This window comes from Parasphingorhabdus sp. (genome assembly GCF_039977335.1).
Taxonomy (GTDB): Bacteria; Pseudomonadota; Alphaproteobacteria; order Sphingomonadales; family Sphingomonadaceae; genus Parasphingorhabdus.
In genome coordinates this window covers 838,122-850,698 of the sequence record NZ_JBDWDI010000004.1, presented here as the reverse complement: position 1 = coordinate 850,698, position 12,577 = coordinate 838,122, and the positions used below count along the sequence as shown (strand labels likewise).

The window sequence follows — 12,577 nt, the reverse complement described above, 5'->3', positions numbered from 1 at the left end:
CGCGTCCAGGCGCAATGGTATTGGCGTTTTCCATGGCCGGTTATCTATGATCTTAATGGTTAATTTTTAGTTTCAGGCGCTGAGAAAATATAGTTTACGGAGAATTAACTTTTGATGCTGTAAACCGCTTTTAAATAAAGAAAATGCTGGAGCAGCTATGACCGAAACTATGAAAGAATCACCGTCATCAATATCTCTGGAGCGCCTTGTTCCAGGAACGCTTACGGATGATGATGCAACAGGACAGGAAACGCTTGAGCTGCATATGGCGCGCTATCGTTTTGCTTCCGGTTATGTAAACGGTGGCCGTGTGCTGGATTGTGCTTGCGGCGTTGGATATGGCACTGCCATTTTGGCCAAATCAGAAAACAAGCCTTCTGAAGTATTGGGTGTCGATATCGATCCCAAGGCAGCCAACTACGCTTCTGAATCTTATGCATCAGAGACTGTCTCCTTTAGACAGGGAGACGGCTGCGAATTGAGAGATGAACAGGGTTTCGATACGATCGTATCCCTGGAGACTGTGGAACATGTTCCAGACCCAATAGCATTGCTAGCCAATTTCGCGAATTTGCTTCGGCCCGGCGGAAAGTTAATTGCTTCGGTTCCGGTAACACCGTCTGTGGACGTTAATCCTTACCACCTTCATGATTTTACCAAAGCATCGTTCCGAAAGTTCGGAACCGAACTGGGCCTGAAGGAAATAGATGCGATGGATCAGGTGCAACCCTTTAGCCCGTTCAAAATTGTCAGCGGGAACGAGGCGCGTCTGGATGATATGCGTAAAAACCTTCTCGGTTATTACTTATCCCATCCAAAAGCGGTGTACAGTCGCATCCGATCAACTTTGGTTGATGGTTTCTGCAATAAATATCTGACTATCGTCTGGCAGAAGCCTGATCAGTAGATGATTAAAAATACCAACTAAAATCATAGGCATAGGATTGATACTCGCCAATATGTTCGATAGGCGGCAACAAAGGAAGTGCTCTAAATTCTCTGTTGTTCATTGACGGTTAGGGATCACTCGGCCAAGCGGCGCATATGCAATGGTTAGAAATAAAAATGTGGCTGGAAAGCAGTACCGGCCTCGATCGTGACGTGCTGCATATTTACGGCGCGGTCGTAATTCAATTCGGTCTTGCTCTGTTTTTTCGTCGATCATTGGCAAGTCCTTGGCCGTGGATTGCGGTATTTATCGCTGCAGCGGCCAATGAATATTTCGATTATCAGCGAGTAGGCGAAAGCGCTGAATCAATAGCGCTGTTTCGGGCCGAAGGCTATAAAGACATGTGGAATACGATGGTAATTCCAACGTTTCTGCTTTTGGTTGCGCGGTTCTGGCCGACGTGGATTGCCGGTAAAACCGTGGATCGAGAATTAGCGACTGCAAACCAAACACAGAAAAAAGAGGCCGTCTAGCTCTCATTCCTGTGAGCTGTTACGATCTTTCTGACATTTTGCGATTGCCCTTTTGGCAGAACCATCACTTGATTGCCGCTGGCAACAATGATCATATTTTCCAAGCCAAATGTCGTAATCTCAAGTCCATCAGAATGAATGAGATTGCCTTTTGATTCAACTGCCACAACGTCACCGAACGTCACGTTGGATTGCGCATCAGATTGGCTGATTTCCAACAAAGAGTCCCAGCTTCCGACATCCGACCACCCTGGATCAACCGGGGTTATCGCTACCTTTTCTGCTTTTTCCATGATGGCATAGTCAATCGAGTCAGATGGTGCACTGGCGAAGCTTGCTTCATGTGGTTTTATTTGTGTTTGGTCCCGGTCCGCTTTCTCCATTGCATTTTCAGCGGCTTCAAGCATGGCCGGTGCATGTTCGGACAAGGCCTTCAAATAGGTGTCTGCGCGGAACAGGAATATTCCAGCATTCCAATGATATCCACCTTCAGCCAGCATTTTTTCTGCATTGCTTTGATTTGGCTTTTCTACGAAACGCTGGGCGGCGAAACTATTTGAACTGCCGATCACAGGTTCGCCTTGCTGAATATATCCGTAACCGGTTTCAGCGCCATTGGGTTCTATGCCGAATGTGACCAGCCAACGGGCTTTGGCCAATGAAACCGATTGCCGTACGGCCTTTTGAAAGGCGGATACATTTTTGATGATATGATCACTGGGCATGACCAGCAATAGATCTTGCGGGCTTTTGCAGGCCAGAGCAGCCAAGGCAATGGCCGGAGCAGTATTCCTAGCACAAGGTTCCAATATATGAGCCTGAACGCTTGCGCCAATTTCATCCATCTGTTCTTCTGCGAGATCTGCATGTTTCGTTCCGCCGACGATGATTGGCAGTTCAAAAAGATCAGCTTCTTGGCAGCGCTCAAGTGTGAGCTGAAACATGCTCAACGGACCAGTGAGGTTTAAAAATTGTTTCGGGCGTTCGTCTGTCGAAACTGGCCATAGCCTTGTTCCAGAGCCACCGGACAGGATAACCGGTGTAATCAGATCGTTTTGACTCATTTCATCCGTCTCAATTCATGCTGCAAGCGATCAAGGATTTGACATTTTTCGACAAATCTATTTCCGAAACCTTGGTGCAAAGCCCGCATTCTCCAGCACCTACGGCCTTGCCCCTTGCGGTAACCTTACCTTCCAGTGGCAAAATCTGCCACTCTCCTGCAGTCGTGCCTTTCAATATAGCTTGGTCATCCCCGATAACTTGGAAGAGTTTAAAATGCGGCCCGTCAATTAGCTTAGCAGATTGGTCTGCTGCAAGTTCTTGATGATGTGCCATGTCATAGGGGCCGAATGTGGCAACGGAAAGGGCATCATCCAAATGCAGTTCACGCGGGCGGCCATAATCGTACAGTCGATAGGTTATGTCAGCATTTTGCTGTACCTCGATTAACTGTATTCCAGAACCAATGGCATGGATAGTGCCGGCTGGAATATAATATAAATCGCCAGCTTTCACGGATTTCCAATCGATAAGCTGTTCAATCTGGCTGCAGGCAACCGCAGCATGCAATTTCGCTGCGCTTACTTCCTTGGTTAGCCCAATGCCTAGTCGCGCATCTGGCTTGGCTTCCAATATGTACCAACATTCTTCCTTGCCGCTGGGAAGGCCTTTTCGGCGCGCCTGGCGATCATTCGGGTGGACCTGTATGGATAGCTTTTCACTGGTGAACAGATATTTGCTTAACAGTTTCGGCGTTATGCCTTTTGGCGGCTGAAACCAGATTTCACCTATTTTGTCTTTCTGTTTGCCGCCAAATATCTTGGGTAAGCTTGATTGCCCCCAAGGTTTTGGAACGGTTTTTTGTTTGAGCTTCATGCGTGCCTTCTTACAATCAACTTCGCCCGATGCTGGTATATTCCAACCCGCTTTTGGTGACATCGGTCGGGTGATAAATATTGCGCAAGTCAACCAGCGCCTTACCGGACATTACTGATGATAGTTTTCGAAGGTCAAGGGCACGGAAAGCATCCCATTCTGTAACTATAACGACTGCATCAGCGTCTTCAGCCGCCTCATAGCTGCTGTTCGTCATCGTTACGCCGGGCATTATTTCAGATGCGGCTTCCATCCCCTCCGGATCAAAAGCGCTAACCTGTGCACCCGCGTCTAAAAGCGTTTGCGCGATGGCAATGGCCGGTGCGTCCCGCATATCATCTGTATTGGGTTTGAAAGTCAGGCCGAGCAGTGCAATTTTCTTGCCTCTTGCCTCACCGCCCAATGACTGAATGACTTTGCGGCCCATAGCCCGCTTGCGCTGGTCATTCACTTGAACGACGGCTTCCACGATGCGCACCGGGCTTTCGTTATCCTGGGCAGTCTTCAACAGCGCCAAAGTATCCTTTGGAAAGCAGCTACCACCATAGCCGGGGCCAGCATGCAAAAATTTGGAACCAATGCGGTTGTCCAGGCCGATCCCGCGGGAAACTTCCTGTACATCAGCGCCAACTTTCTCACATAAGTCGGCAATTTCATTGATGAATGTTATTTTCGTCGCAAGAAATGCGTTAGCGGCATATTTTATCAACTCCGCTGTACGGCGACCGGTAAAGAGAATAGGGGATTCGTTCAGGAATAGCGGGCGATATATCTCGCTCATGACATCTTTTGCCCATTCGATTTCGGCGCCAATCACAATACGATCCGGGCGTTTGAAATCGTCAATCGCAGCACCTTCCCTCAGAAATTCGGGGTTGGATACAACGGCAAATTGATCGGCGCTGAGTTTTTTTGATAATATCAGCTCGACTTCGTCGCCGGTACCGACGGGCACTGTCGATTTGGTGACGACGACCGTGGGCTTGGTGATTGCTTCAGCAATTTCCTCGCTCGCAGCGTAAACATAGCTCAGATCGGCATGACCATCACCGCGACGAGATGGCGTTCCCACTGCAATAAAGACCGCATCGCAGTCTTTTACCGATTCCTTGAGATCTCCTGAAAAAGACAGGCGGTCGCTATTTACATTTCGCTCAACCAAACTGGCTAGGCCAGGCTCAAAAATCGGCATGATATTCTGATTGAGCTTCTCAATCTTGCTGGGATCCTTGTCTACGCAGACAACCTGATGACCAAAATCAGCAAAACATGCGCCAGAAACCAAGCCGACATAACCGGATCCGATCATTGCAATTTTCATAGTGATCCTTTGATATTCTGTTAGTTAGATGAGATTTACGCTTAATATCGCGCTTCTGGCCTGATCAACATTTGGGGTCAAGCGTGGTAAATTAATCCGGCCTCTCTAGAGTGCATTCTGTCCCTTCTTAGTGGGAACGGGTAAAGAATTAATGTGCATCGGCAGAGCGGGCCTGATCTAACCGAAGTTCGAGAAAGATTTGCGACCTTAAGGAGAGGGCGTCTAAAGCCGTTTTACCAAATCCAATATATGGTTTGCATCTTCTCTGTGACAGATCAGCAAGTCGGGCAAATAAGTGTCTCGTTGATTGTAGATTAGCGGGCTGCCGTCGATACGGGAGCAATGAAGCCCGTGCGCTTCGGCAACCGCAACGGGTGCACAATTGTCCCATTCATATTGGCCACCGGAATGGAGGTAAATGTCGGCTTCTCCTCGAACAATTGCCATCGCTTTTGCGCCAGCAGAGCCCATTGGGATTAGATCGGTCTCCAATATCTCGGCAACCGCCACAGCTTCTTTGGCTGGCCGGGAACGGCTAACCACCATGCGCAACTTATTGCTGCGATCCGGTGGAGCAATGGGAGAATCGCTGCGTAACGTTAAATCTAAGCTCGGCAGAGCGACCGCCCCAATCGCCGCCTTGCCATCCATAGCCAACGCTACATGAACGGCCCAGTCGTCGCGGCCGTCACCATATTCGCGGGTCCCATCCACTGGGTCAATGATCCAGACGCGGTCTTTATCCAATCGGTCGCTAGTGTCTTTGCTTTCTTCCGATAGAAGCCCATCATCCGGACGATGCTCTCGAAGAGCGGCCACCAACATATCGTTGGCTGCTTTGTCACCAGCATCGCCTAGGCTTTTGCCAGTCAAATTCGAGCTATCGCGCAATTCCAAGAGCAAAGCGCCGGTATCTTCCGCTAGCTTTGCCGCCAATTCAGCATCTGTCATATCGTATAGGACCAACTACCGACTATTTTGTCCACGATAATTTCAGCGGCTTCTTCGGGGCTCATCTTGGTTGTGTCGATTCTCATTTCGGCATTTTCAGGGATTTCATAGTCGCTGTCGATACCGGTGAAATTTTTCAGCTCCCCTGCGCGCGCCTTTTTGTAGAGACCTTTGACATCGCGTTCTTCCGCCACAGATAGCGGTGTATCAACGAATATCTCGATAAACTCATCGTCGGGTAACATGGATCGAACCAGTTGCCGTTCCGCTCTAAACGGAGAGATAAAGGCGGTAAGCACGATCAATCCCGCATCCGCCATCAATTTCGCGACTTCGCCAATGCGGCGGATATTTTCTACCCGATCGACATCAGTGAAACCCAGGTCTTTGTTGAGCCCGTGACGAACATTGTCACCATCTAATAGAAAGCTGTGCTTCCCAAGCGCATGCAGGCGCTTTTCCACCATATTGGCGATGGTCGACTTGCCTGATCCAGACAGGCCGGTAAACCAGACCACCCGGGGCTCCTGGCGTTTTTGCAAAGCATGAGCGGCCCGGTCAATATCCACATCCTGCCAATGGACATTTTGTGATCGCCGCAAACAAAAGTGCAGCATTCCGGCAGCAACGGTTGCATTGCTGATCTTATCAATCAGGATGAAGCCGCCAAGATCGCGGTTATCCGCATAGGGCTCAAATATGATTGGACGATCTGTCGCAATCTCAGCCACGCCAATGCCGTTCAGCTCCAGCGTCTTGGCCGCAAGCTGCTCCATATTATTGACGTTGACCTGATATTTCGGGGGCTGAACGGTGGTGCTCACAAATTGCGTGCCGATCTTCATCCAATAGCTGCGGCCCGGCAACAGTTCGGCTTCATCCATCCAGACCATTGTCGCTTCAAACTGATCCGCAACCTGAGGCGGGGCATCTACGGCGGCGATGATATCCCCGCGAGAACAATCAATTTCATCTGCAAAAGTCAGTGTGACTGACTGTCCTGCGACTGCTTCATCAAGATCGCCATCCAGCGTCACTATGCGTTTAACAGTGGTCGTTTTCCCGGAGGGTAAAATGCGGACTGCGTCGCCCGGTTTAACGGTTCCGCTTGCAATTTGTCCGCTGAAGCCCCTGAAATCGAGATTGGGCCGATTAACCCACTGCACGGCCATGCGCAGCGGGCGCGCTTGATTGGCCGTAACCATCACTTCAACATTTTCGAGATGTTCGACGAGAGCCGGACCATCATACCAAGGAGTATGGTCTGACTTGCTGGTGATATTATCGCCTGCCAGACCTGAAATAGGGATAGGTGTGAACGCTTTTATTCCAATTTCTTCAGCAAAATCGGAGTAGTCGGCGATAATCTGGTCATAGACGGATTGATCATATCCCACCAAATCCATTTTGTTCACGGCGACGACGAGATGTTTGATGCCGATCAAATGGGCCAAATAGCTATGGCGGCGTGTCTGGGTTAAAATGCCTTGCCGTGCGTCAATCAGGATCACAGCAAGGTCTGCGGTGGACGCGCCGGTGACCATATTGCGGGTATATTGTTCATGGCCGGGTGTGTCCGCGACAATGAACTTGCGTTTCTCCGTCGCAAAGAAGCGATAGGCGACATCAATTGTAATGCCTTGCTCGCGTTCCGCCGCCAATCCGTCCACTAACAGTGCAAAATCAATCTCTTGGCCCTGTGTGCCGACTTTCTTGCTGTCTGCTTCCAAGGTCGCCAACTGATCCTCAAAGATCATCTTTGAATCATATAGCAAACGCCCAATCAGCGTAGATTTGCCATCATCTACCGATCCGCAGGTAATGAACCGCAGCATCGTCTTATGCTGATGTGCTTCCAGATAAGCATCGATATCCTCGGCGATAAGGGCATCGGTCTCGTAGATGGTATCGGCATCGATATTTTCAGAATGAGCCATCAGAAATACCCCTCCTGCTTCTTCTTCTCCATCGAGGCGGCCTGGTCATGATCAATGGCCCGTCCTTGTCGCTCCGATGTCGTTGTAAGCAACATTTCCTGAATGATCTGGGGCAGGGTTGTTGCTTCACTTTCCACTGCACCGGTTAGGGGATAGCAGCCAAGCGTACGGAAACGAATGGAGCGCTCCACCGGTTTCTCCCCTTCCTCAAACCGGAACCGATCGTCATCAACCATGAGCAACATTCCATCGCGCTCCACGGTCGGGCGAGGGGCCGAGAAATAGAGAGGAACAATCTCGATATTCTCGAGATGGATATATTGCCAGATATCAAGTTCGGTCCAGTTGGACAGAGGGAAAACTCTTATGGTCTCACCCTTGGCTTTGCGTGTATTATAGGCTTTCCAAAGCTCTGGCCTTTGATTTTTGGGATCCCAGCGGTGATTGGCAGACCGGAAAGAAAAAATACGTTCCTTCGCCCGGCTTTTTTCCTCATCCCGCCGTGCGCCGCCAAAGGCTGCATCAAAGCCATGATGATCCAATGCTTGTTTCAACCCTTCGGTTTTCCACATATCTGTGTGCAACGAACCATGGTCGAACGGATTAATCCCTTGGTCCTTAGCCTCTGGATTTTGGTGAACCAATAGCTCCATGCCTGCATCGATTGCGGCCTTTTCGCGCAATTTATACATTTCCTGAAATTTCCACGTGGTATCTACGTGGAGAAGCGGGAAGGGGGGAGGAGAAGGGAAAAAGGCCTTCTTCGCCAGATGGAGCATGACTGCACTGTCCTTGCCTACAGAATAGAGCATGACAGGCTTCTCAGCCTCCGCTGCGACCTCGCGCATAATATGGATGGCTTCGGATTCGAGGCGCTGAAGATGGGTGAGGGGCATTGCGAGTTTGCTTTCGTTACATGTCACTTTCAAATGCCTACAAGGCCAAAGGCAACAATCAAGAAACATGTACATAGCGAAGTTGGAGCGCAAAGGCTGGCAAGATTTTCTAATTGTGGATAAACATTGCTTGTTTATTATTTTGCGAGCCGATCAGATGGCATTGCAATGAACCACCCGATCAGCGCGCAGAATATCAGGTTCAGACAGCCGCAGCCATATGACTGGCTTGATTTATTGCTGCTTTGGCGTCCAGTTCCTTCGCCTCAAAAGCGCCGCCAACCAGTTCAGGTTTTAGACCGTCAGCAATTAAATCGTCATAAGTGTCTCGCAGTGGATCTTGCCCGGCGCAGATTATGATGGTGTCGGCCTCCAGAATTTCGGGCTGTCCGCCTTGCAAGATATGTAGTCCGTCATCGTCAATTTTAACATATTCCACGCCGTTCATCATGTTCACGCCGCGGCGTGCAAGCGTGATCCGATGCGTCCATCCGGTCGTCTTTCCAAGGCCAGCTCCAACGCGGCTTTCCTTACGCTGCAACAATGTGATCTCTCGATCCGACTTGGCAACTTTGGGTTCAACGCCCGTGACGCCGCCACGCGGGTGATTTTCAAAATCCACGCCCCATTCTGCGGCAAAGACATCGCGGTCTACAGCGCCGGATGGTCCGGAATGACTGATGAGTTCACAAACATCGAAGCCGATGCCACCCGCCCCGATGATCGCGACCTTTTTCCCGACTGATTTTTTGCCGGTTATGACATCGATATAGCTGGCTACTTTGGGATGATCGATGCCCTCAATGTCCGGTTGCCGCGGTTTGATACCGGTTGCGATGATTATTTCGTCGAAGCCTTCTGCTTTTAACGTCGCGGCATCGGCAGGTGTATTGAGCCTAAGGTCGATGCCATGAACCTCAATCATGCGATTATAGTAGCGGACCGTTTCATAAAATTCTTCTTTGCCCGGAATGGTTTTGGCGAGATTAAACTGACCACCAATTTCCGAAGATGCTTCGAACAAAGTGACCGCATGGCCGCGCTCAGCAGCAACGGTGGCATAAGCGAGGCCGGCTGGCCCGCCTCCGACCACGGCGATTTTCTTCGCTGTCGTGGTTGGCAGATAATTCAGCATTGTCTCGTGGCAAGCTCGCGGATTGACCAAGCAGGATGTTAATTTACCCGAAAATGTATGATCAAGGCAGGCCTGGTTACAGGCGATGCACGTGTTGATTTCGTCCTCGCGCCCCTCAACGGCTTTGCGCATGAAAGCACTGTCCGCGAGTAACGGGCGAGCCATGGATACCAGATCAGCATCACCGCGTTCCAGAACCTCTTCCGCAACGTCAGGCATATTGATCCGGTTAGACGTGATAACTGGTACATTGACTTCTTTGCGTAACCGGCCGGTTACCGATGTAAACGCTGCCCTTGGTACCATGGTTGCAATGGTGGGAACTGCGCTTTCATGCCAGGTGAAATGGGTGGAGATGATTGTAACGCCGGCTTTTTCCAGCGCTTTCCCAAGGGCGACAATTTCTTCCCAGCTCATGCCGCCTTCCAGCATATCCATGGCGGCGATACGGAAAATCAATATGAAATCATCACCGACTGCGGCGCGAGTTTGTTCCACAATTTCAAGGGCAAAGCGCATACGGTTCTCATAGGATCCACCATATTCATCTTCGCGCAAATTGGTTTTTTGAACCAGAAAGGTGGAAATTAGATAGCCAGCAGAACCGATAATTTCGACGCCATCATAACCTGCCTGTTTTGCCATCACGGCGCAGCGGACATGGTCATCAATTTGCTTTTTGATGCCGGCCTTGTCGAGTTCATTCGGAACAAATGGTGCGATCCGCGATTTAACCGCCGATGGCGCAACAGCGTTAGGGGTGTAAGCCAATGGCCCCGGGTGCAGAATCTGCATGCAGATTTTAACATCAGGATCGGCCTTGTGGACAGCATCCGTCACCAAGCGATGCTTTTCGGCTTCTTCATCACTAGACATCATCGCGCCGCCGCTTGACGATTCTTCATTTGGCGCGATCCCGCCGGTAATAATCATGCCGATATTATTGGCTGCGCGTTCGGCAAAATAGGCCGCCATGCGCTCAAATCCGCCCTCGGTTTCCTCTAGTCCCGTATGCATGGAACCCATGATCGAGCGGTTTTTTATCGTGGTGAAGCCAAGGTCAAGTGGCGTTAGCAAATGAGGATATTTCATAGCGGCCGGTATAATAGTATTTCTCCATCGTCCTATTATCGTATCTGTTAGGTCGGGCAGTGTCGTCAGCATTTGACATCCGCGGCCACAGATTGTGCCTGCATTGACAAAACTGGCAAGCGCTTTCTTAATTAAGCGACATTTTTGGATTCGATTGGGATTAAGTTGACATCAAAAAAACATACTGACTCCCAGAAAGCGGGTAGTTCTCATGTGGATGGTGATGCCGCTAAAGGCCAGTCACAGCATGATGACCTGACGGAACTATTTGCCCAATTCCAAATCCCGCTGGAAAAATACTTCCGGAAAAGAGTTTATAACCAAAATGAAGTGGAAGATCTGGTTCAGGATGTTTTCTACCGGTTAACCTCCCGCGCTGACAATGCTGATCTGGAACGCCCTGAAGCCTTTATTTTCCAGATTGCCGCTAATTTATTGCGCGATAAAGCCCGCCGTGAGGCAACCAAACGGGCATTTACAAAGCAATTAACCGATCAAAATGAAAATGCTTTTGAGGAACTTTCTCCCGAGCGCGTCTTGTTAGGTAAAGAGAAAGTAGTGGCGCTGAAAAACGCATTGAACGAATTGCCGGAACGTACGCGGACAGTTTTCCTGCTGCACCGGTTTGAAGAGTTTAAATATCGCGAGATCGCGCAGCAATTGGGTATATCGATGAGTTCAGTTGAAAAACATATGATGGATGCCATCAAACATCTTACACATCGTTTGGGGTCATCAGAATGAAAGATCCCCATAGCATGAACGCGTTGAACGCGAATAACAGCGTCGAAGAACAGGCTGCATATTGGTTTGCTCGTTTGCGTGCCGATAATGCGAGTAAAGGCGATCAACGACGGTTCAAAGCTTGGCTGGAAGAGTCTCCGCGCCATGCCGAAGCCTATGCGCTTCAGGAGGAAGTCTGGACAGCGATGCAAGATAGCGCGGTTGACGACGATATTCTTGCGATGCGGCAAACTGCTTTGGCTATGCCGGCAGCGGCCAATAATAATGGCTGGTTAAAATATGGCGCAATCGCCGCCACTCTTTTGGTTTTGGTGGTCTCGATGGTCATGTTGAAACCGTTCGAATATTGGAACGGTTCTGATAGCGCCAATCCGGTTGAACAGCTCGCGCAGGCTGATCCTCAATCATCGCCTATCTACAAAACGGCTATCGGCCAACGATCTACAGTCAACTTGCCGGACGGGTCCGTTGTCGAACTCAACACGGATAGCCTCATCCAGATAAACTTCAGTGAGGAGAGGCGTGATCTGATCTTGCTGCGCGGTGAAGCATTATTTGATGTTGCCAAAGATGCCAGTCGGCCCTTTGTCGTGGAGGCAGATGGCAAGCTGATCACCGCTATTGGCACAAGCTTTTCTGTCCGGCGCGCCGATGATGAGATACGTGTGACTCTGATAGAAGGGATTGTGACGGTCGATAACGAAGGCAGCGACGACGCTAACCCAGATGCTGTCAGCAAGAAACAATTGCGGCCGGGCGAACAGCTAATCGCGCTCGGTGACCAGCCGTTTAAGGTGAATTTGATCAACACCGATACGGTGACCAGTTGGAAAGATGGCAGGCTGATTTTCGACAACGAGCCGCTTGGAATGATAGTGCAGGAAGTGAACCGCTATTCCACGCGCAAGCTGATCGTCGGCGATCCAACTTTGTCCGATATGCGGGTTAGCGGCATTTTTCAGGTGGGCTCTGTCGACAGTTTTGCGGCTGCCTTGGAAGCTTCTTTCCCGGTCGCGAACAGTGCGCAGTCTGATGAAGGTGATATAATATTGAGTTGGAAAGAATAGCTTTTAGCCACTGAACAGACAGGCTTTTCCTTACTAACTTTACCCCAAACAAAGCGAGCATATCCCCTCGATCCAAAATTATTTTTGAGGGAAGCGAACACTTGCGCGTCTTACTTCTTGTTAGGCCAGTCAGC

At 49.9% G+C, this 12,577-nt stretch carries 11 protein-coding genes; 4 read left to right on the top strand and 7 right to left on the bottom strand.

Features of this window, described 5'->3' with window-relative positions; genetic code table 11:
* Positions 1-157: 157 nt before the first annotated feature.
* Positions 158-907, top strand: a complete 750-nt coding sequence (locus ABJM21_RS11375) for a class I SAM-dependent methyltransferase (protein ID WP_348301034.1) — start codon at positions 158-160, stop codon at positions 905-907.
* Positions 908-1,044: 137 nt separating this feature from the next.
* On the top strand, positions 1,045-1,422 hold the full coding sequence (locus ABJM21_RS11370; protein WP_348301035.1) for a hypothetical protein: 378 nt from the start codon (positions 1,045-1,047) through the stop codon (positions 1,420-1,422).
* On the opposite strand, the gene ABJM21_RS11365 is transcribed toward ABJM21_RS11370, so the two are convergent.
* From ABJM21_RS11365 to ABJM21_RS11335, 7 genes are all read right to left on the bottom strand, one after another.
* Complete coding sequence (locus ABJM21_RS11365) at positions 1,419-2,486, bottom strand: mannose-1-phosphate guanylyltransferase/mannose-6-phosphate isomerase (RefSeq protein ID WP_348301036.1); 1,068 nt, start codon at positions 2,484-2,486, stop codon at positions 1,419-1,421. The two genes, ABJM21_RS11370 and ABJM21_RS11365, sit on opposite strands and share 4 nt — an antisense overlap.
* A 10-nt stretch (positions 2,487-2,496) precedes the next feature.
* Positions 2,497-3,300, bottom strand: a complete 804-nt coding sequence (locus ABJM21_RS11360) for a class I mannose-6-phosphate isomerase (RefSeq protein ID WP_348301037.1) — start codon at positions 3,298-3,300, stop codon at positions 2,497-2,499.
* 16 nt (positions 3,301-3,316) lie between these two features.
* Positions 3,317-4,621 (bottom strand): UDP-glucose/GDP-mannose dehydrogenase family protein, encoded by a 1,305-nt coding sequence (locus ABJM21_RS11355; RefSeq protein ID WP_348301038.1) that lies wholly within the window; start codon positions 4,619-4,621, stop codon positions 3,317-3,319.
* A gap of 222 nt (positions 4,622-4,843) precedes the next feature.
* Complete coding sequence (locus ABJM21_RS11350; protein ID WP_348301039.1) at positions 4,844-5,572, bottom strand: 3'(2'),5'-bisphosphate nucleotidase CysQ; 729 nt, start codon at positions 5,570-5,572, stop codon at positions 4,844-4,846.
* Entirely contained in the window at positions 5,569-7,509 is a 1,941-nt protein-coding gene (cysN, locus tag ABJM21_RS11345; protein WP_348301040.1) for a sulfate adenylyltransferase subunit CysN, read from the bottom strand. Before cysN ends, ABJM21_RS11350 begins: the two co-directional genes overlap by 4 nt.
* Complete coding sequence (cysD, locus tag ABJM21_RS11340) at positions 7,509-8,405, bottom strand: sulfate adenylyltransferase subunit CysD (RefSeq protein ID WP_348301041.1); 897 nt, start codon at positions 8,403-8,405, stop codon at positions 7,509-7,511. Before cysD ends, cysN begins: the two co-directional genes overlap by 1 nt.
* A 202-nt stretch (positions 8,406-8,607) precedes the next feature.
* Positions 8,608-10,632 carry an NADPH-dependent 2,4-dienoyl-CoA reductase gene (locus tag ABJM21_RS11335; RefSeq protein ID WP_348301042.1) on the bottom strand — a complete coding sequence of 675 codons (2,025 nt, stop codon included), beginning with the start codon at positions 10,630-10,632 and terminating at the stop codon, positions 8,608-8,610.
* A 165-nt stretch (positions 10,633-10,797) separates the two neighbouring features.
* On the opposite strand from ABJM21_RS11335, the gene ABJM21_RS11330 reads away from it, so the two are divergent.
* Positions 10,798-11,376 carry an RNA polymerase sigma factor gene (locus tag ABJM21_RS11330; RefSeq protein WP_348301043.1) on the top strand — a complete coding sequence of 193 codons (579 nt, stop codon included), beginning with the start codon at positions 10,798-10,800 and terminating at the stop codon, positions 11,374-11,376.
* Positions 11,373-12,443, top strand: coding sequence for a FecR family protein (locus tag ABJM21_RS11325; protein WP_348301044.1), 1,071 nt, complete (start codon positions 11,373-11,375; stop codon positions 12,441-12,443). Before ABJM21_RS11330 ends, ABJM21_RS11325 begins: the two co-directional genes overlap by 4 nt.
* The last annotated feature ends 134 nt before the right edge of the window (positions 12,444-12,577 follow it).